The following is a 19,019-nucleotide window of genomic DNA, read 5'->3' on the forward strand; positions in this document are numbered from 1 at the left end:
AATTAGTGCGTGACCTGCTGCCGCCGGTTGGCCGACAATCGCGCCTTTGCCTCACGGTAAACCCTTTAGGAGCAGTGATGACAGAGGAGCGTGTCGAGCGCGTGCTGGCCGAGGTCCATGATGACTTCGGCATGATCCGTGTGCTCGAAGTGGCCGATTACCGGTTTCTCGAATTCGGCGATGCCATTGAGCAGAGCTGTGTGTTCACTGCCGACCCAAGCTGGCTGGAATACGACTACACCCGCGCCATGCTGATTGGCGCTTTGTGCCACGAGCAGCCGGAGAGCGCGCTGTTCCTCGGCCTGGGTGCCGGTACGCTGACCCAGGCGTGCCTCAAGTTCCTGCCGCTGGAAGACGTGGAGGCCATCGAACTGCGCCCGGATGTACCACGGCTGGCCATCGAGTACATGGGGCTGGACGACGATCCGCGTCTGTATATTCGCATCGGCGATGCCCTGCAGTTGCTGGAAAGCGCGGAAACGGCCGATCTGATTTTCGTCGACCTGTACACGGATGTCGGCCCCGGCGTTGGGCACTTGGCCTGGGCGTTCCTGGAAAACTGCCAGAAGAAGCTCAACCCCGGCGGCTGGCTGGTCATCAACCAATGGGCCACCGACGATGGCAAGCCATTGGGCGCGGCGTTGCTGCGCGGCTTGTACCACCGCCACTACTGGGAATTGCCGGTGAAGGAGGGCAACGTGATCCTGTTGGTGCCATCGGATCTGGATCAAACGTTGGACATGCAGGCGCTCGCGGGCCGCGCCGAAGCGCTGGCGCCGCGACTGGGTTACTCGTTGCAGCCGTTGATCAAGGCGATTCGCCCGGCCACCTGAGCGTGCCTTAAAGCCGACAGGCCCGATGACTTAACGGTGCGGTGCGCGAGCAGGTTTCGGACCTAACGAACGTGCAGGATAGGTGAACCGTTTAAGCGCCTTGACCAGCGGGGCCGGGCCTTTGAAAAACCAAGCCCGTGGCCTGGCGTTGAAAAAGCTCTGGCGCAACGCGCTTTATCGGCGCCCGGCGATAAAAAAAGCTCCCTTTTTCAGGTATTTCCGGTATAGTGCGCGCCGGCCTTTAAGCAGGCCGCGTTTAGGTAGCGCAATTCCCCGAAGTCAGCTTCGGCTGCACGTCCGCACAGCGGACTCTTCCTTGACGAATCTTTTTCATTCATTCGTTTTCGCAAATCCCCGCCGACAAAGCAGCCAGGGCGACTCTTGAGTCTCAACACGGCATGCGCAGCTTTGGAGCATGGGTCTTTGCGGATGCACTCAGAGGCAGACCCATGACCCAGGAAACCGGCGGCTTCGCCGCTTTTAATCTTAACCCGAACATTCTTGCAGCCGTCGCAGCGACCGGCTACGAAGAACCTTCGGCTATCCAGCAGCAATCGATCCCGATCATCATGGCCGGCAAGGACATGATCGGCCAGGCGCAAACCGGTACCGGTAAAACCGCCGCGTTCGCCCTGCCTATCCTGCACTGCATCGATCCTGCCAAGCGCGAACCGCAAGCCCTGATCCTGGCGCCAACCCGCGAGTTGGCGCTGCAAGTAGCAACCGCTTTTGAAACCTACGCCAAGCAAATGCCGGGCGTTACTGTCGTGGCCGTCTACGGCGGTGCGCCGATGGGCCCGCAGCTCAAGGCCATCCGCAACGGCGCGCAGATTGTTGTCGCCACTCCAGGCCGTCTGTGCGACCACCTGCGTCGCGACGAGAAAGTCCTGTCGACCGTAAACCACCTGGTGCTCGACGAAGCTGACGAAATGTTGAAGCTGGGCTTCATGGATGACCTGGAAGTCATCTTCAAGTCCTTGCCGGCGACCCGTCAGACCGTACTGTTCTCGGCCACCCTGCCACAGTCGATCCGTGCCATTGCCGAACGCCACCTGCGCGATCCGGAGCACGTGAAGATCCAGACCAAGACTCAGACCGTGACCGCGATCGAACAGGCTCACCTGTTGGTTCACGCTGACCAGAAGACCTCGGCGGTATTGAGCCTGCTGGAAGTCGAAGACTTCGATGCCCTGATCATGTTCGTGCGCACCAAGCAAGCGACCCTGGACCTGGCCAGCGCCCTGGAAGCCAAAGGCTACAAGGCCGCTGCGCTGAACGGCGACATTGCCCAGAACCAGCGTGAGCGCGTGATCGACTCCCTCAAGGATGGCCGTCTGGACATCGTTGTGGCGACTGACGTTGCCGCCCGTGGCCTCGACGTTCCACGTATCACCCACGTGTTCAACGTTGACATGCCTTACGACCCCGAGTCCTACGTTCACCGTATCGGCCGTACCGGCCGCGCCGGTCGCGAAGGTCGCGCACTGCTGCTGGTGACGCCACGTGAGCGCCGCATGCTGCAGGTGATCGAACGCGTCACCGGTCAGAAAGTTGCCGAAGTCCGCCTGCCGGATGCCCAGGCCGTTCTCGATGCCCGCATCAAGAAACTGACCAACAGCCTGGCCCCCCTGGTGGCTGACGCTGAATCGACCCACGGCGACCTGCTGGATCGCCTGACCGCCGATATCGGTTGCACTCCACGTGCCCTGGCCGCTGCGCTGCTGCGCAAAGCGACCAACGGTCAGGCCCTGACCCTGGCAGCCATCGAGAAAGAACGTCCACTGGTACCGAACAGCGCGCCACGCGGTGATCGTCCAGAGCGTTCCGGCGACCGTCCAGACCGTGGTGATCGTGAGCGTCGCGCTCCGGTTCCATTGGCTGAAGGTCGTGCCCGTTGCCGTACCGCCCTGGGCGCGCGCGATGGTATCGCTGCCAAGAACCTGCTGGGCGCTATTCTCAACGAGGGTGGTCTGGCACGTGAAGCCATCGGTCGTATCCAGGTCCGCGACAGCTTCTCCCTGGTGGAGCTGCCGGAAGACGGTCTGGAAAAACTGCTGACCAAGCTCAAAGACACACGCGTTGCCGGTAAGCAGCTGAAGCTGCGTCGCTACCGCGAAGATTGATCCGCCCCCTGGGTTGATTGATCGCACATAAAAAATCCCCGACCGGTTCGGGGATTTTTTTTGCCTGGGTTTTGCGCTCAGTCGAAGCGGTAGATGTCCATGCCCAGCGCGCCCATCGTAAAGCCCTGGTGGGCCACACTGAACGCGCCGCCGGCCCCGCGTGCGAAGTACAAGGGCAGCAGGTGCTCGTCGCTGGGATGGTTGCGTACGGCGTGCGGTGCCCGCAGGCGATAATCGTGCAGCGCGGCTTCGTCATCTGCCACGAGCTTTTCCACGATCCAGTCGCGGAACGCGCCAGCCCAGGGCTCTATGCTTTCCGGCCCGGCGTGCCAGTCCAGCTCACCCAGGTTGTGGGTGATGCTGCCGGAGCCGATCAGCAGCACGTGCTGTTTTCGCAGGTCGGCAAGGGCACGGCCCACGCGGGTTTGCAGGGCGGGGCCCATGCGACTGGGCAACGACACCTGCACCACCGGAATATCCGCCGCCGGGTACATCAGCGACAGCGGCACCCAGGTACCGTGGTCGAACGGGCGCTGGTTGTCGATGCGCGCGCTCAGGCCGTCGGCCTGGAGCAAGTCGACGATGGCGTGGGCCAACTCCGGGGCGCCGGGGGCGGGATACTGCACGGCGAACAGTTCGCGAGGGAAGCCGCCGAAATCGTGCCAGGTTTCGGGAGCTGCATTGCCACTGACCAGCAACTCCTGGCTTTCCCAATGCGCCGACACCACCACAATCGCTGTTGGTCTTGGCAGGTGCGCCGCCAATTGCCGCAGCGCCGGCCCGGAGGCGCCGGGTTGCAGGGCCAGCATGGGCGAACCGTGGGAGATAAACAGGCTGGGGAGCATAAAAGGGGTCCTGAGCGTTAACATGGGCCCATCTTTAATCAGATCATTGATCTAAATCTAATATAAGTTTTAGCTCCATTTGATCGAATTTTCGGGGGGAGTAATGGAACCTGAATTCTGGCTTGACCGTTGGGCGCGCAATCAGATCGGCTTTCACCTGGCCGAGGTCAACCCTTACTTGCAGCGGCACTGGCCCTCACTGGGTCTGGCTCACGGTGCGCAGGTGTTGGTGCCGCTGTGCGGCAAAAGCGTGGACCTGATATGGCTGGCCAGCCTGGGGCATCGCGTGCTCGGAGTGGAGCTGTCGGAGCAGGCCGTGCAGGCCTTCTTCAGTGAGCAGGGCCTGCAGCCGCGAATGGCAAGGCACGGTGCGTTCACGGTTTATCGGGCCAGCTCGATCGAGGTGTGGTGCGGGGATTTCTTTGCGTTGGACGCCGAGGCATTGGCCGATTGCACAGCGCTGTACGACCGTGCCGCGTTGATCGCTTTACCGCCGTTGCTGCGGGCGCGCTATACCGAGCACTTGAACCAGGTGCTGCGCCCTGGCTGTGAGGGCCTGTTGATCACCCTGGATTACGATCAGGCACTCAAGGCCGGGCCGCCGTTTGCCGTGGCCCATGACGAGGTGCAGGTTTTGCTGGGCTCGCATTGGACGGTGGATGTGCTGGAAGAGCGCGACATCCTCGACGAGAGCTGGAAGTTCGTGCAGGACGGTGTCACGCGCCTGGACGAACGTGCCTACCGGCTGACCAGGATATAAACCGCGCCCGCAAAAAAGGGGCGATCAGATCGCCCCTTGTACGTGTCGCCCGTTGACCTCAGCCGCGACGGCGCAGTGCGTCGATACGCTCCTCCAACGGTGGGTGGCTCATGAACATGCGAGCCAGGCCCTGCTTGATGCCGCCATTGATACCAAAGGCGGTCAGGCTGTCCGGCATATGCACCGGCAGGCCCTGCTCGGAGCGCAGGTGTTGCAGTGCCGCGATCATCGCCCCCGTACCGGCAAGGCGCGCACCGGCTTCGTCCGCGCGGAACTCGCGTTTGCGCGAGAACCACATCACGATCGCGCTGGCCAGGAAGCCCAGCACCACTTCAGCGAAAATGGTCGCCACGAAGTAGGCGATGCCGCGGCCCTCTTCGTTTTTGAAGATCACCTTGTCGACAAAGTTGCCGATGATCCGCGCAAAGAACATCACGAAGGTGTTCACCACGCCCTGTACCAGCGCCAGGGTGACCATGTCGCCGTTGGCCACGTGGCCAATCTCATGCGCCAGCACGGCCTTCACTTCATCGTACGAGAAGCGTTCGAGCATGCCCTGGCTGACGGCCACGAGCGCGTCGTTCTTGTTCCAGCCGGTCGCAAAGGCGTTGGCTTCATACGCCGGGAAAATCCCGACTTCGGGCATCTTGATGCCCGCCTCGCGGGACAACTGCTCGACGGTCTGCAGCAACCATTGCTCGTGCCGGGTGCGGGGCTGGGTGATGATCTGGGTGCTGGTGCTCATCTTCGCCATCCATTTGGAGATGAACAGCGAGAACAGCGAGCCGGCAAAACCAAAGACCGCACAGAAAACCAGCAGCTGATTGAGGTTCAGGTCAACCCCATTGGCCGCCATGAACCCGTTGAAGCCGAAAAGGCTCAGGGTGACGCTGGCAATCAGTACGACCGCCAGGTTAGTGGCCAAGAACAGCAGGATGCGCATCATGGTTGTAGAGTTCTCCTCATGCTTAATATGTTGCGTACTGCGGGGTATATAAGGTGCGGCATAGGGTGATTCAACCGAGCGACTATTTCAAACTGTGTCCTACAGCCTGAATGTAGACCCTTGAAGGGAATTTCCCACATGGAACATCGCCCGATATCGGCCTTCTTTTGCCTTGCGGCCCTGTAATTGTAGGGGGATAGCGGCAAGCGCGAGGCTGGGGCAGTGCGCAGCAGGGCAATCGATATAGAAGTGTTGCCAGATGCTCGCCGTACGACTGAATGGAAGTCGCACGGCGGCATATTCGTTACTGGCGATAGGACTTCAGGAAGCTGCCGATACGACCAATGGCCATTTCCAGGTCATCCACGCGCGGCAAGGTCACCACGCGAAAGTGATCCGGCCACGGCCAGTTGAACGCCGTGCCCTGCACCACCAGCAGCTTTTCCGACAGCAACAGGTCGAGCACGAACTTCTCGTCGTTAAGGATCGGGCAGACCTTTGGATCGATACGAGGGAAGGCGTACAACGCGCCCATCGGCTTGACGCAGCTCACGCCCGGAATGTCGTTGAGCAACTCCCAGGTACGGTTGCGTTGCTCCAGCAGACGGCCTTGCGGCAGCACCAGGTCGTTGATGCTCTGGTAGCCCCCCAGGGCGGTCTGGATCGCATGCTGGCTTGGCACGTTGGCACACAGACGCATATTGGCCAGCATGTCGATGCCTTCGATATAGCTCTGGGCGTTGTGCTTGGGGCCGGAAATGGCAATCCACCCGGAACGGAAACCCGCCACGCGGTAGGACTTGGACAGGCCGTTGAAGGTCAGGCACAGCAGGTCCGGCGCCAGGGACGCGGTGCACACATGCACGGCGTCGTCGTACAGGATCTTGTCGTAGATTTCGTCGGAGAACACCACCAGGTTGTGCTGGCGCGCCAGTTCGAGCATGCCCAGCAGCACTTCCTTCGAATACACGGCGCCGGTGGGGTTGTTCGGGTTGATGATCACCAGCGCCTTGGTGTTCGGCGTGATCCTGGCCTTGATGTCCGCCAGGTCAGGAAACCAATCGGCGCCTTCGTCGCACAGGTAATGCACCGGGTTGCCGCCGGCCAGGGTTACTGCGGCGGTCCACAACGGGTAGTCAGGCGCCGGTACCAGTACTTCGTCGCCATTGTTGAGCAGGGCCTGCATGGACATCACGATCAGTTCGGACACACCGTTGCCCAGGTAGATGTCTTCGATGCCGACGCCTTCCACCTGCTTTTGCTGGTAGTACTGCATCACCGCCTTGCGTGCGCTGAACAGGCCCTTGGAGTCGCTGTAGCCTTGGGCGGTGGGCAGGTTGCGGATCACGTCCTGGAGGATTTCGTCCGGCGCTTCGAAACCAAACGGCGCCGGGTTGCCGATGTTCAGCTTGAGGATGCGATGACCTTCCTCTTCCAGGCGCTTGGCGTGCTTGAGCACTGGGCCGCGAATGTCATAGCAGACGTTGGCGAGCTTGTTCGATTTGCTGACCTGCATGGCGATGTGATCCTGAAAATGAACGATCCAGACGGCGCGGGCACTACCGTACTGTGAAGGCTGCGAGGTCCGCACCCGGAAATACGTTTGAATGCCGGTAGCGCGGGTGCCAGACTGGCGTTTTGAAGAGGCGCAATCATACGTGCCGCCTGATCCACGGAAAAGACACAGATCAGGGTTTTTCAGTTACCGAGGTGTACCGATGGAAAAGTTGCAGAAAACCGTTGAAGAATGGAAAGCGATGCTGGATCCGGAGCAGTACAACGTATGCCGGCTCAAGGGTACCGAGCGACCGTTCAGCGGCAAGTACAACGGCACCAAAACGGACGGCGTGTACCACTGCATTTGCTGCAATGCACCGCTGTTCGATTCCAAGGCCAAGTTTGACTCCGGCTGTGGCTGGCCCAGCTTCTATGAGCCGATCGCCGACAGCGCGATGGTCGAGATCCGTGACGTCAGCCACGGCATGATCCGCACCGAAGTCACCTGCGCCAAGTGCGACGCGCACCTGGGCCATGTGTTCCCGGACGGCCCGCCGCCGACAGGCTTGCGTTATTGCATCAACTCGGTGTGCCTGGACCTGGTGCCCCGTTGAAGTGAGCGGGCGCGTTGTTCGCGCCCCATGATCCGGCCTGATGGGACATGATCAGTGCGCTCAATTAAATTGTGTGCAATTGAATTGCTCGCTACTTTAAAACCTTCAACTTTAATAATCCGAGGCACTGCCATGAGTGACAACCTGCTGAGCATCCCCTGCACGACTATCAAGGGTGAGCAAAAGACCTTGGCCGATTTCGCCGGCAAGGCCGTGCTGGTGGTCAATACCGCCAGCAAATGCGGCTTCACGCCTCAGTACAAGGGGCTTGAGCAACTGTGGCAGCAGTACAAGGACCAGGGGCTGGTGGTGCTGGGCTTCCCTTGCAACCAGTTCGGCAAGCAGGAGCCGGGCGATGAAGGCGCGATTTCCGAATTCTGCGAGTTGAATTACGGCGTCAGCTTCCCGCTGTTCAAAAAAATCGATGTCAACGGTAGCGATGCCCACCCGTTATTCGTGCAGTTGAAAAACCAGGCGCCGGGACTGCTCGGTTCCAAGGGCATCAAGTGGAATTTCACCAAGTTCCTGATCGGTCGCGAGGGTCAGGTCGTCAAGCGCTTCGGCCCGACGACCAAGCCGCAGGACCTGGCCCCGGAGATCGAAGCCTTGCTCAAATGACCGAGATGCCGGCCGTATCACTGGCCCTGGACAACCAGCTGTGTTTCAAACTGTATGCCGCCTCGCGGGCGGTGACCCGTGCCTATAAACCGATGCTCGATTCATTGGGCCTCACCTACCCGCAGTACCTGGTGATGCTGGTGTTGTGGGAGTGGCACGCCCTCCCGCCGGCGCAGCCCACGGTCAAGAGCCTGGGCGAACGCCTGATGCTCGACTCCGGCACGCTCACGCCCTTGCTCAAGCGCCTTGAACAACGGGCCTGGGTGCAGCGTCGGCGCAGCGCCGGGGATGAGCGCGAAGTGCACCTGAGTTTGAGCGAAGCCGGCATGGAGCTGCGCGACCATACGCACCGCCTCAAAGCACGCCTGTTGTGTGACAGCGGCATCGACCTGAACCAGGCGGATGCCCTGTGCGATGGCCTGGACCAATTGCTTGGGCAGCTCAGAGAGGGTTCGTCATCGGCACCCATAGGTCCAGCAGGGCGTTGAGCTCTTCGCGACGGAACGGCTTTGCCAGGTAGTCGCTCATCCCGGCGGCCCGACAACGCTCACGCTCTTCGGACATGGCATTGGCCGTCAGGGCAACAATCGGCAGGTCCGGCCAGCGCCCGCTGCTACGAATCTGTCGGCTGGCTTCGTAGCCATTCATCACCGGCATATTGCAGTCCATCAACACCATGTCGAAGGTCTGCTGCTCCAGGCATTTAAGCGCTTCGCCCCCGTGGGCGGCCACGATCACCTCGCATCCCAGTTTGCTGAGCATGCCCTTGGCCACCAATTGGTTGACCGGGTTGTCCTCCACCAACAGGATGCGCGCCCGGTGGGCCAGCGGGGGGGACTCCAGTTGGACCGGATCAAGGATCAACTGGCCATCGCTGCGCAAAGTACGTTGCAGGATCTGATACAGCGCGTTGCGGCTCAACGGGCGTGCCTGTTGCTGCAGGGGGGCGAGGGCTGCCACTTCTTCGCCGGGCATGAAATTGCCGTAGGCCGTCACCACCAGGATCGGCGCGGTAATCCCCGGCCGCAGACGGAACAGGCACTCCGGGCAGTCGGTGATCAGCAGGTCGGGGGTTTGCCCGGTCAGATCCTGGTCCTGAGGGTAGCAGCGCGGGGTCAGGCCCCAGTGGGGCAACAGGGTGTTCAGTAACTCTGTCAGGCCACTGCTGGCGTTAGTGATGGCGATGACCTCGCCGCTCAATGGCGGTGGCTGCACGGCGGGCGAATGGGGCGGCAGAGGCAGTTCGGCGCAGAATTGGCTGCCAAAGCCGACTTCCGAACTGATGCTCAAGCGGCCGTGCATGGCTTCGCACAGGTTGCGCGTGAGGGCCAGGCCCAGGCCCGTGCCACCGAACTGACGGGTAATGCCGGCGCCGGCCTGGGTGAACGGTTGGAAAATTTTTACCTGCGCTTCCTGTGCGATACCGATACCGGTGTCGCAGACTTCGATGCGCACCTTGGCGTCGCAGCTGCTCAGCCGCACATCCACGCGACCAAAGCGCGTGAACTTGAGGGCGTTGGACAGCAAGTTGCTGACGATTTGGCGCACACGCGTCGGGTCGCCCAGCACTTGGGACGGAAACAGAGGGTCGATCAGGCAGGTCAGTTCCACGCTCGGCGCGGCGTTCTGCGATAACAGGTTGGCGGTGTCCTCCACCAGCGCGCCCAGGTCGAACGGGATGCGCTCCAATTCCAGCTGGCCGGCATCGAACTTGGACAGGTCGAGGATATCGTTGAGCAACTCCACCAGCACTTTGCCCGAGTCATGGGCGATGGAGAGCTGCTGGCGCTGCTCGGCGTTCAGGGAGCTGTCCAGGGACAGCGCGATCATCCCCAGCAGACCGTTGAGCGGGGTACGGATTTCATGGCTCATGTTCGCCAGGAAGGCCGCACGGGCCTGGGCCATGCCCAGTGCATTCATCTTGGCCGCCTCCAACTCGTCGTTGGACTGGCTCAAGCGCTGGTTACTGGCTTTGAGCTCAAGGGTGCGGGCGGAAACGATGTCTTCCAACTGACCCAGATATTCCGTCAGGCGGTCTTCGGCGTGGCGGCGCTGCTGGATCTCGGTCTGCATGGTTTCAAATTGCTGGTTGGCCACGCTGACCAGAACGCCGATCTCGTCGTTTTCGTGCCCGGGCGGGCAGTCCACGCGGGTATGTCTGCGCTCGCTCAACTCGCGAATGATCCGAACCAACGGCTGGGTCAGCATCACGTAGAACAGGCCCAGCAGGATCCCGGTCAGCAGCAGGCTGCGTACAAAGCCGTTGAGCAGGGTGATCTCGGCCCGTCGCAGGAAACGGCTGCCGAAGGCGTAGGTGTCCACGTCCAGGCGCAGCACCCCCAGGGCATCGTTGGGCATGTGGCTTAAGTACAGGCGGTCTTCAAACTGGCGGTTGGCGCCAAACAGCAGGTCGCTCACGGTGCGGTACGTGCTTTCGCTGCGTGGCCGGCCGACGTCCGCCAGCACCAGGCCATTGTTGTCGATCAACTGCGCACGGATGATGGCGGGGGAGTGCAGCAGGCCCAGGGTCAATTCCTGCGCCAGCTCGGCGTCAATGTTGTAGGCAATGCGTGAGGCCGGGTTATGGCTGATTTCGATCAGCGAACGTATTTCACGGTTGATGGATGCGTCTTCACTGGCATAATCAATGCCGATTTGGATCAGACTGAGCAAGGTTCCCAAGACGAAACCGACCAGCACAGTCAATCGGGCTTGTTTATAAGACAAGCGGTTGGCGAACTTGATATCCATCGAGTGTTGAACCACTTCACGTTTCCCTTCGCCCGGCAAGCATAGCTGAACATCCACAGGCTCTGGCCTGCCCGGCATGAATCGTTTTATACGCAGCCTTTTGCGGACCGTCGCAGGGTTGCCAATACGCCATCTTTTGCAAAAACTTGCCAGAGGAATAATCGTGGATTCTCGATTGAACGCCTTTCTTGAGCGGGCCGACGCCGTACTTGCCCGCCTCGAACCCCTGTTGCCAGCGCCTCGCCAGCCTATCGACTGGACGCACTGCCTGGCCGCGCGCTGGCAGCGCGAAGGCCGCGCGGGGTTCCTGTTGCCGCTGGAGGTCAGCCTGGACATGCGTTTGTCCGACCTGATCGGCGTCGACAAGCAACGTGAGCAACTGGCCCGCAACACTCAGCAGTTTCTCGATGGCCTGCCCGCCAACCATGCGCTGTTGTGGGGTTCGCGCGGCACCGGCAAGTCGTCCATGGTGCGCGCCTTGCTGGCCCAGCATGCCGCGGCCGGTTTGCGCCTGATCGAAATCGAACGTGACCACCTGGCCGACCTGCCCCGCGTGGTCGAGCAACTGCTCAAGCTGCCGCAGCGCTTTATCCTGTTTTGTGATGATCTGTCGTTCGAGGCCGGTGAAAGCGACTACCGCGTGCTCAAGAGTGTGCTGGATGGCTCCCTGGAACAGGCGCCGGAAAATGTGCTGCTGTATGCCACCTCCAACCGCCGCCACCTGGTGCCGGAAAACCAGAGCGACAACGACAATTGGGCACGGGTCGACGGCGAACTGCACCCCAGCGAAGCCGTGGAAGACAAGATTGCCTTGTCCGACCGGTTTGGCTTGTGGCTGTCGTTCTATCCGTTCACCCAGGAACACTTCCTGGACGTGGTGGAACACTGGATCGGCGAGCTGGCGGGCAAGGCCGGGTTGCAATGGCAGCGGGATGAAGCACTCGATATTCTCGCCGTGCGCTGGGCTACCGGGCGCGGCAACCGCAACGGACGTTGCGCGTATCAATTCGCCCGTTATTGGGTGGGCCTCAAATTGCTGGAGCGTCAATCATGATCGATTTGCAAAATGCCGGAACCGGCCTCGATGGCTACGGCATGCTCTGCGCGCAGCTGGAGTCGCTGTTGGCCGATGAACGCGACTTCATCGCCAACAGCGCTCAGTTCTCTGCGTTCCTGTTTCACCAACTGGACGACTTGAACTGGGCCGGCTTTTACCTGAACCGTGATGAAGAACTGGTGCTGGGCCCCTTCCAGGGGCAGATCGCCTGTGTGCGTATCCCGTTTGGCCGGGGGGTGTGCGGTGCGGCCGCCGCGTCGCGGCAAACCCAGCGCGTCGACGATGTGCATGCCTTCCCTGGGCATATTGCCTGTGACAGTGCTTCCAATAGCGAGCTGGTGGTGCCGCTGGTCAAGAACGGCCAGTTGATCGGCGTCCTCGACCTCGACAGCCCCAGGCTGGCCCGCTTTACCGAGCAGGACCAGCAGGGCATCGAGCAACTGGCGGCGATCTTTCTGCGCTTGACCGACTGCTGATTCGTTGGGAGCGTCCGCCCGTTAAGGGTTATCCAACTCGTGGAGCTGCACCTGCAGCATTCTTTCCAGCTCCAGCATCAGCTTTTCCAGGGCTTTTGCGCCCGCGTCAACCAACGGCCGGTCATCGCCCCGGCCGCAGGCCTGTTCGAGGGCTTCGCACTGTGCCGCCAAGGCGCGGGCTTGGACAATGCGCGCGGCGCCCTTGATTTTGTGGGCCTGTTCGATGATGTCTTTGTAGGGGGCCTGCGCGCTCGTCAGGGCAAGCAGTTCCTGGCGATCCTGACGACTGCTGTTGAGCAGCTCTTCCAGCAGGCGGCGGCTCAGGAGCGGGTCGCCGCCGGTCAGGGCGTCGAAATTGCCCAAGTCGATGAGCTGCTCGGCATGACGGGGGCGGATCTTCGCCAGTTGCCGTTCCAGCGCCGTCAGGCTGATGGGCTTGAACAGGCAGTCGTTCATGCCGGCCTGGGTGCAGCGTTGCTTCTCTTCGGGCTGGGCGTTGGCGGTAAAGCCCAGTACCACGCAGGGAGGCAGTTGTTCGCGCTGCTCGTATTCGCGGATGGAACGACTGAGTTCATAACCATTCATGATCGGCATGTTGCAGTCGGCGATCACCAGGTCGAAATGCTCCTGGCGCCAGGCCTGGAAGCCGGCTGCGCCGTTCTGCGCAGCGCTGAACTGATGCCCCAGGTAGCCCAGTTGCTGGCACATCAACAGGCGGTTCGCCGGGTGATCGTCCACTACCAGCACATTGAGTACCGGCGCGGTCGAGGGCCTCTGTGGCTTGTGCTCTTCCACCGCCAGTTCCGGCTGCAGGCGCGTCATCTTCAGGTTTATATGCACCTGGGTGCCCACCATGGGCACACTGCTCAGGCTCAGTTGCCCACCCATCATGGCGCACAGGCTGCGGCAGATCACCAGCCCCAGGCCTGCGCCGCTCCTGGCCAGTTGCCCGGAGTTGTCCGCCTGGGCAAAGGGCTCGAAGAGGCGCAACTGATCTTCGCGACTGATTCCGATGCCGGTGTCTTCCACCACCAGTTTCATCTCGACCTGCTGTGCCAGGTCGGTCGGCAGTACCTCCACCTTGATCTTGACCTGGCCACGCTCGGTGAACTTGATTGCGTTGCTGATCAGGTTCGACAGCACCTGCTTGAAGCGCAGCGGGTCGATCAGCACTTCGGTGTTATCCAGGTCAGGCTTGAATTCCAGCAGCAGACTCAGGGTTTTCTGACGCGCCAGGCCATCGAAGACGCGCACCACCGACTCGATGACGTCCCGCAGGTTCACGCGCTCCGGGGCCAGGCTCAGGCGACCGGATTCAATTCGTGCAATGTCGAGAATATCGCCGATCAGTTCCAGCAGGTCCTTGGCCGAGTTGTAGGCCACTTCGATGGCCGGGCGATCCAGGTGGCCCTGGTCCGCGCGCTTGAGTGTGAGCTCGAGCATACCGATCACGGCGTTCATCGGGGTGCGGATTTCATGGCTCATGGTGGCCAGGAATGTGCTCTTGGCGCGGTTGGCTTCATCGGCGCGCTCCTTGGCGGCGCGCAGCTCATCGAATAATTGGCGTCGCTCGCTGATGTCGATCCAGCCGCCGATGATGCCCTGGACTTCGCCGTCGGAGTCGCGATAGGGCAGGATCCAGTGATAAATCGTGAGTTTTTTACCGCGGATGTGCAGGGTGCGATCCAGGATCAGCGGGTTGCCTTCGGCCACGACGCGCTGGTAGTCGGCATGGTATTGCGCCGCTTCCTGCGCAAGAGCGGTACTGATCTGCACCGCGCTCTTGCCGATCACGTCCTCGCGCTTGACGTCGAATACCTGCAGGTAGCTGTCGTTGCATGTCTGCAACAAGCCCTTGCGGTCACGTACGTAGATCGGATGCGGCGTTTCGTTAACCAGCGCGCGCATGAATTCGAACTGGTCATTAAGCGCACGCTCGGCCATTTTGCGATGCCTGATCTGGCGCCGCATGTAGGCGTTCCAGGTCAGCGAAATCAACAGCAGCAGGCCGGTGCCGATAATGATGCGGGCGATCAGTTCATGGTAGTTGCGCCAGTAGCTGTCGGACGCGGCGGTATAGCCTCGCCAGCGGCTGTTGATCACGCCCAGCTCATCAGGAGCGATGCTCAGCAGCGCCTTGTCGAGAATCGAACTGAGTTCGGTGGCGCCGCGTGAGGTCGCCAGGGCAAACGCTGCGGGCGTCGTGCCTATGCTGAAGCTGGTTTGAACCTTGTCCTGGAACATGGACGAGGAGAGGGAATAGTTGGCGACCACCAGCGTATTCACGGCGCCATCGACGTGTCCTTGAACCAGCAACTCAGTGGCCTTGAAGGTATCCCCGGTTTCAACCAATCGAATCTGCGGAAAGTGCTCGCGCAGGAATTTTATCGGCGGGCTACCTTGGGTCACCGCCACCCGCTTGCCCGACATTTCCTCCAGTCCCATAGGGGCGTCCTCCTCCTTGCGCGTCAACATAACGTAGGAGTTTTCCAGATAGGGGCGGCTGAAGTTCAGTTGGTCCTCGCGTTCGGCGCTGGGGGCGATAGCGCCGATGATGTCGGCGTTACCGGATTCGACCTGCTCGATCATCTCGTTCACGTCACGCCCGCGCTGGACCTCGAAGCGCAGCCCGGTGCGCAGTCGAATCAGTTCCAGCAGGTCGGCGGTGATACCGCGAAAATTACCCTCGGCATCGAAGAATGTCAGGGGCGCGAAGGTTTCGTTCACGATCACCTTGACCACCGGGTTTTCCTGCAGCCAGCGTTCTTCGCGCGAGGTCAGTTGCAACTTCTTGTCGGTCAGCAGGATATCGCTGCCGGCGCTCCAGCGCTTGGCGATGGTTTCTCGTTCGCTGGTGGGCACCGCCATCAGCGCAGCGTCGACGATGCTCAGCAGAATGTGCTGGTGCTGGGCAATGGCAAAGCTGAAACCGTAGGCTTCGTGTTTGCCGAAATTGGCCATGTGGACGTTTTTCAGGTAGCCCTTGTTGATCATGTAATGGGTGGAGATAGTGTCGCCGAGGAACACGTCGGCCTGTTCGAATGCCACGGCATTCAAGGCGTTCTGGTAGGACGGGTAGGCGCGGATGATTGCGTTGGGATACAGCTTCTCGACTTCGCCCAGGGGGAGGTAGTGATACACCAGGGCCAGGCGCATTCCCGCCAGGCCGTCGCTGAGGCTGCGGGTTTCGCCCTCGCGGGTCACCAGTACGGGCTGATCCACGGCGTAGGGTTCCGACAGACTGAGATTGGGATTTGCAGCTTCGAAACCGTTGGAAGAGCCCAGGAGGTCGACGTCGCCGGTTTCAAGGGCGCGGATGGCCGCCTCTCGAGTGGGGTAGCGCACCACTTTGATCGGCAGGCGCAGTGCCTTGGCCAGCAGCCCGGCGTAATCGGCGGTGAGGCCTTCATAGTCGCGTCCGCTGGAGGTGAGATCAAAGGGCGGGTAGTCAGGGGCCGATGTGCCCAGCACCAGTTCGCGTTTGTTCTGCAGCCACTGGCGCTGGGCTTTGTCCAGGTGGGTTTCCAGTTGTACCGAGCCTGCACGACTCAGTAAGTTGAAGTATTCCGGGCCGGTTGGAGGGGCAGCAGGCACGGCAATGCTGAAGCACAGACCGGCACTCAATATAATCAGATAGTCCTTTATACGCCTGGGCATCCGTCTTCTCACACTAACGCGTTTCGTTTTGCCATCTCGATAAGTTCTACCAAGGACTTGGCTTGAAGTTTCTGCATCAGCCTTTTCTTATAAGTGCTTACTGTTTTATTGCTGAGAAACATGCCTTTGGCAATTTCCTTGTTGGTGCGGCCTTGTGCAAAAAGTTGCAATACCATCAGCTCCCGATCATTTACCGCTTTGAACAGTTCAAGTTCCTTGGATACTTCGGCATCCGCGCCATTGCCGTTCAAGGCCTGACTGGGGAAGTAGTTGTAGCCCGACAATACGGCGCGGATGGCACTGAGCAATTCGCTCAGGTCGCCTTCCTTGCAGACATACCCATCGGCGCCGGAGCGCATGCAGCGGGTAGCGAACAGCGTGGGCGACTGGGCCGTGAGTACCAGGGTCTTCATCGAGGTATTCATGGCGTTGAAACGGCACAGCACTTCAAGGCCATCGAGCTTCGGAATGCTGATATCCAGGATGATAAGGTCCGGCAAGCATTCGCGGACCATTTGTATGGCATCGCATCCGTTGTCCGTTTCGCCCACTACTTTGTAGCCCTCATGTTCCAACAACATTCGGATGGCAAGCCTTATAACCGGATGGTCATCAATAATAAAAACTGTGTTCATGATTACATTTCCATGCAGGTGCAAATAAAGCGGGCACATTAGCTCAGAAGCGGAGCGAGGAGCATGAAGCCTGGGGTGGCTAGATATAAAACAGGAAAATTCCTACATTAAAAAAGGTAAAGGCCTACCGGTTGCTCAGGCTTGGTGAAGGGAGATAAGCGGATTTCGTAGATCGCCAGGCGAAATCTTGGCGCCAGGTGTTTCAAGGCTGCGCTGCGGAAAATTTTCCACGGGTTTATATGTTTTTAGTCCTACATTTATAACTTTGGCAGGGCCTTGATTAAATGTGTAAGTTCGTCCTTGTTCAACGGTTTTGGCAAGTAACCCAGTAACGGCAGGCCGCGCTGTCGAGCCTGGTCGTACAACGTTGCCAGTTCTGTTGCGGGCAGTCCGCTGAGCAGGATCGCGGCGCTGATCAGGCGCTGCTGGCTGGCGATTTCAATCAGCTCGAGGCCCGGCAGGTCAGGCAGGCATTGGTCGCACAGCAAAATATCGAAGGGCTTTTCGGCCAGGGTCATCAAATGGATCGCCTGGGCGGCGTTTTCGGCCGGGGTCAGCCGTTCGAAGCCGAAACTGCGCAGCAAACACTGGGCGGCGATCAATTGAAAGGGATGGTCCTCCACCAACAGGATGCTAAGAGAGTGACTGGGCATAAAAAGTACACGATGAGTCGAGCGTCGAAGGGGGGCATGTAGGAACAGTTGGTAAACAATATGCCCGAAGCGTGAGCGATTATTCTTCGAGGGGCTGTGCGAATTCGATCAGGCCGCTCTGTTCCCGTCGTAGGCAGATTCTGGTCGGGGAGCAGGCGGCTTGGTGGGGCATGATTATTGAGGGCTCGAACGCCCGGTCATTTCTCGCGCCATCTCGGTGGCATAGCTGTCGGTCATGCCGGCGATAAAGTCGATCATGCGCAGGAACGAAGTGTGCAGCGACCACGCCGGATTCGGGGCGTTATTGCCCAGCAGGTCGAGAATGCGCCGGTTCTTGAACGACGGCGTGCGCCCGCCATGTTGCTCGAGTGCCGCCCCGCAGAACGCATTCAGGAGAATTTCCAGAGTGGTGTAAGCGCCGATCTCGTGCAATGTCTTGCGCTTGTCCTGGAAGATCTTCTTGCGCGCCATGTCTTTGGCATCCAGCACGCAGCGCTTGGCCGGACCGTGCATATGTTCGACCAGATCGCCGGGCAGGGTGCCGGCCAGCAACGCATCCTGCTGTTCGACAAATGCTCGCGCCGCGGCGTTGGTCAGGTGCTCGATGGCCTTGCCGCGCAGGATCGCCAGTTTGCGCCGGCGAGAGTCCAGCGGCCCCAATTGACGATAAGTCTGAGGCAGGTCGTCGCCCACCAGATCGAGCAGCAGCGACTCGACTTCGGCGTACTCCAGCAAGTCCATTTCCAGGCCGTCTTCAAGGTCGATCAAGGCGTAGCAGATGTCGTCCGCAGCCTCCATCAGATAGACCAGCGGGTGACGCGCCCACCGTTGCTCTTCCAATTGCGGCAGGCCAAGTTTGTGGGCGATTTGCTCCAGAATCGGCAGTTCGCTCTGGTAGCAGCCGAACTTGTGTTTCTTGTAGCCCAGGGAATCGGCGTGGCGGGCGGTCCAGGGGTATTTGAGGTAAGTGCCCAAGGTGGCATATGTCAGGCGCGTGCCGCCGTCGAACTGGTGATATTCCAATTGAGTGAGCACGCGAAAGCCTTGGGCGTTGCCTTCGAAATTGAGGAAGTCATTGCGCTCGGCGCTGCTCATGTCATCCAGCCAGCCGCGTCCGGCGGCCTGCTGGAACCAGTGGCGAATCGCATCTTCGCCGGAATGCCCGAACGGCGGGTTGCCGATGTCATGGGCCAGGCAGGCCGACTGCACCACCATGCCCAGATCGCTGGGGTCGCACCAGTCGGGCAGGGCGCTGCGCAAGGTTTCGCCGACGCGCATGCCCAGGGAGCGGCCGACGCAGCTGACTTCCAGTGAGTGCGTCAGCCGGGTGTGGATGTGATCGTTGCTCGATACGGGGTGTACTTGGGTCTTGCGGCCCAGGCGGCGAAACGCGCCGGAGAAAATAATGCGGTCGTGGTCTTTGTGAAACGGGCTGCGGCCCAACTCTTCCGGGCTGTGCAGTGGTTTTCCAAGACGTTCGCGGGTCAGCAGGGTAGGCCAATCCAAGGCGGGTACTCTCCGTGCGGTGAATGACCCTCCCAGCTTCCCGGTTCC

Annotated in this window: 16 protein-coding genes; 8 read left to right on the forward strand and 8 right to left on the reverse strand. The window is 60.5% G+C overall.

What is annotated here, in order from left to right; all coding sequences use genetic code 11:
* The first annotated feature begins 77 nt into the window (after nucleotides 1–77).
* Together PSH94_RS08650 and PSH94_RS08655 are read left to right on the forward strand one after the other, a co-directional pair.
* Nucleotides 78–833, forward strand: coding sequence for a spermidine synthase (locus PSH94_RS08650; RefSeq protein ID WP_305437128.1), 756 nt, complete (start codon nucleotides 78–80; stop codon nucleotides 831–833).
* A 449-nt stretch (nucleotides 834–1,282) separates the two neighbouring features.
* On the forward strand, nucleotides 1,283–2,956 hold the full coding sequence (locus PSH94_RS08655; RefSeq protein WP_181081573.1) for a DEAD/DEAH box helicase: 1,674 nt from the start codon (nucleotides 1,283–1,285) through the stop codon (nucleotides 2,954–2,956).
* 77 nt (nucleotides 2,957–3,033) lie between these two features.
* Here PSH94_RS08655 and PSH94_RS08660 read toward each other — a convergent pair whose 3' ends face one another.
* Nucleotides 3,034–3,801, reverse strand: a complete 768-nt coding sequence (locus PSH94_RS08660; protein WP_305437130.1) for a class III extradiol ring-cleavage dioxygenase — start codon at nucleotides 3,799–3,801, stop codon at nucleotides 3,034–3,036.
* Nucleotides 3,802–3,904: 103 nt separating this feature from the next.
* Here PSH94_RS08660 and PSH94_RS08665 point away from each other — a divergent pair, with 103 nt between their 5' ends.
* The gene (locus PSH94_RS08665) at nucleotides 3,905–4,561 is read left to right on the forward strand and encodes a thiopurine S-methyltransferase (RefSeq protein ID WP_305437131.1); all 657 of its coding nucleotides are present in this window, start codon (nucleotides 3,905–3,907) and stop codon (nucleotides 4,559–4,561) included.
* A gap of 58 nt (nucleotides 4,562–4,619) precedes the next feature.
* Here PSH94_RS08665 and htpX read toward each other — a convergent pair whose 3' ends face one another.
* Nucleotides 4,620–5,507 (reverse strand): protease HtpX, encoded by an 888-nt coding sequence (gene htpX / locus PSH94_RS08670; protein ID WP_181081576.1) that lies wholly within the window; start codon nucleotides 5,505–5,507, stop codon nucleotides 4,620–4,622.
* A gap of 304 nt (nucleotides 5,508–5,811) precedes the next feature.
* A complete protein-coding gene (locus PSH94_RS08675) occupies nucleotides 5,812–7,023 on the reverse strand; it encodes a pyridoxal phosphate-dependent aminotransferase (protein WP_253511514.1) in 1,212 nt (403 codons plus the stop codon).
* Between the two features lie 202 nt (nucleotides 7,024–7,225).
* Between PSH94_RS08675 and msrB the strand changes: the two genes are divergently transcribed.
* From msrB to PSH94_RS08690, 3 genes are all read left to right on the forward strand, one after another.
* Nucleotides 7,226–7,618: a peptide-methionine (R)-S-oxide reductase MsrB gene (gene msrB, locus PSH94_RS08680; RefSeq protein WP_181081578.1), complete on the forward strand. Its 393-nt coding sequence runs from the start codon at nucleotides 7,226–7,228 to the stop codon at nucleotides 7,616–7,618.
* 132 nt (nucleotides 7,619–7,750) lie between these two features.
* Nucleotides 7,751–8,236, forward strand: coding sequence for a glutathione peroxidase (locus PSH94_RS08685; protein ID WP_285428967.1), 486 nt, complete (start codon nucleotides 7,751–7,753; stop codon nucleotides 8,234–8,236).
* Nucleotides 8,233–8,724: a MarR family winged helix-turn-helix transcriptional regulator gene (locus tag PSH94_RS08690; RefSeq protein ID WP_305437133.1), complete on the forward strand. Its 492-nt coding sequence runs from the start codon at nucleotides 8,233–8,235 to the stop codon at nucleotides 8,722–8,724. The genes PSH94_RS08685 and PSH94_RS08690 overlap by 4 nt, the downstream gene beginning before the upstream one ends.
* Here PSH94_RS08690 and PSH94_RS08695 read toward each other — a convergent pair.
* Complete coding sequence (locus tag PSH94_RS08695) at nucleotides 8,678–10,987, reverse strand: ATP-binding protein (protein ID WP_305437135.1); 2,310 nt, start codon at nucleotides 10,985–10,987, stop codon at nucleotides 8,678–8,680. The genes PSH94_RS08690 and PSH94_RS08695 overlap by 47 nt on opposite strands.
* A 163-nt stretch (nucleotides 10,988–11,150) precedes the next feature.
* Between PSH94_RS08695 and PSH94_RS08700 the strand changes: the two genes are divergently transcribed.
* Nucleotides 11,151–12,041 (forward strand): ATP-binding protein, encoded by an 891-nt coding sequence (locus tag PSH94_RS08700; RefSeq protein WP_181081582.1) that lies wholly within the window; start codon nucleotides 11,151–11,153, stop codon nucleotides 12,039–12,041.
* Entirely contained in the window at nucleotides 12,038–12,520 is a 483-nt protein-coding gene (locus PSH94_RS08705) for a GAF domain-containing protein (RefSeq protein ID WP_305437137.1), read from the forward strand. The genes PSH94_RS08700 and PSH94_RS08705 overlap by 4 nt, the downstream gene beginning before the upstream one ends.
* Before the next feature lie 21 nt (nucleotides 12,521–12,541).
* Here PSH94_RS08705 and PSH94_RS08710 read toward each other — a convergent pair whose 3' ends face one another.
* The 4 genes from PSH94_RS08710 to PSH94_RS08725 all read right to left on the reverse strand — a co-directional run bounded on the left by PSH94_RS08710 (nucleotide 12,542) and on the right by PSH94_RS08725 (nucleotide 18,971).
* On the reverse strand, nucleotides 12,542–16,177 hold the full coding sequence (locus PSH94_RS08710; RefSeq protein ID WP_305437139.1) for a transporter substrate-binding domain-containing protein: 3,636 nt from the start codon (nucleotides 16,175–16,177) through the stop codon (nucleotides 12,542–12,544).
* A gap of 8 nt (nucleotides 16,178–16,185) precedes the next feature.
* Nucleotides 16,186–16,812: a response regulator transcription factor gene (locus PSH94_RS08715; RefSeq protein ID WP_181081585.1), complete on the reverse strand. Its 627-nt coding sequence runs from the start codon at nucleotides 16,810–16,812 to the stop codon at nucleotides 16,186–16,188.
* Nucleotides 16,813–17,069: 257 nt separating this feature from the next.
* Nucleotides 17,070–17,465 carry a response regulator gene (locus tag PSH94_RS08720; protein WP_285428971.1) on the reverse strand — a complete coding sequence of 132 codons (396 nt, stop codon included), beginning with the start codon at nucleotides 17,463–17,465 and terminating at the stop codon, nucleotides 17,070–17,072.
* A 174-nt stretch (nucleotides 17,466–17,639) separates the two neighbouring features.
* Entirely contained in the window at nucleotides 17,640–18,971 is a 1,332-nt protein-coding gene (locus PSH94_RS08725) for a deoxyguanosinetriphosphate triphosphohydrolase (RefSeq protein ID WP_181081587.1), read from the reverse strand.
* Nucleotides 18,972–19,019: the final 48 nt, after the last annotated feature.

The sequence above is a fragment of the Pseudomonas sp. FP2254 genome, assembly GCF_030687695.1.
GTDB classification, from domain to species: Bacteria; Pseudomonadota; Gammaproteobacteria; order Pseudomonadales; family Pseudomonadaceae; genus Aquipseudomonas; species Aquipseudomonas quebecensis.

Bases quoted from the DNA above. Each gene is read 5' to 3' on its own strand.
- PSH94_RS08650 (WP_305437128.1), top strand. From the start codon at position 78: ATGACAGAGGAGCGTGTCGAGCGCGTGCTGGCCGAGGTCCATGATGAC.
- PSH94_RS08655 (WP_181081573.1), top strand. From the start codon at position 1,283: ATGACCCAGGAAACCGGCGGCTTCGCCGCTTTTAATCTTAACCCGAAC.
- PSH94_RS08660 (WP_305437130.1), bottom strand. From the start codon at position 3,801: ATGCTCCCCAGCCTGTTTATCTCCCACGGTTCGCCCATGCTGGCCCTG.
- PSH94_RS08665 (WP_305437131.1), top strand. From the start codon at position 3,905: ATGGAACCTGAATTCTGGCTTGACCGTTGGGCGCGCAATCAGATCGGC.
- htpX (WP_181081576.1), bottom strand. From the start codon at position 5,507: ATGATGCGCATCCTGCTGTTCTTGGCCACTAACCTGGCGGTCGTACTG.
- PSH94_RS08675 (WP_253511514.1), bottom strand. From the start codon at position 7,023: ATGCAGGTCAGCAAATCGAACAAGCTCGCCAACGTCTGCTATGACATT.
- msrB (WP_181081578.1), top strand. From the start codon at position 7,226: ATGGAAAAGTTGCAGAAAACCGTTGAAGAATGGAAAGCGATGCTGGAT.
- PSH94_RS08685 (WP_285428967.1), top strand. From the start codon at position 7,751: ATGAGTGACAACCTGCTGAGCATCCCCTGCACGACTATCAAGGGTGAG.
- PSH94_RS08690 (WP_305437133.1), top strand. From the start codon at position 8,233: ATGACCGAGATGCCGGCCGTATCACTGGCCCTGGACAACCAGCTGTGT.
- PSH94_RS08695 (WP_305437135.1), bottom strand. From the start codon at position 10,987: ATGGATATCAAGTTCGCCAACCGCTTGTCTTATAAACAAGCCCGATTG.
- PSH94_RS08705 (WP_305437137.1), top strand. From the start codon at position 12,038: ATGATCGATTTGCAAAATGCCGGAACCGGCCTCGATGGCTACGGCATG.
- PSH94_RS08710 (WP_305437139.1), bottom strand. From the start codon at position 16,177: ATGCCCAGGCGTATAAAGGACTATCTGATTATATTGAGTGCCGGTCTG.
- PSH94_RS08715 (WP_181081585.1), bottom strand. From the start codon at position 16,812: ATGAACACAGTTTTTATTATTGATGACCATCCGGTTATAAGGCTTGCC.
- PSH94_RS08720 (WP_285428971.1), bottom strand. From the start codon at position 17,465: ATGCCCAGTCACTCTCTTAGCATCCTGTTGGTGGAGGACCATCCCTTT.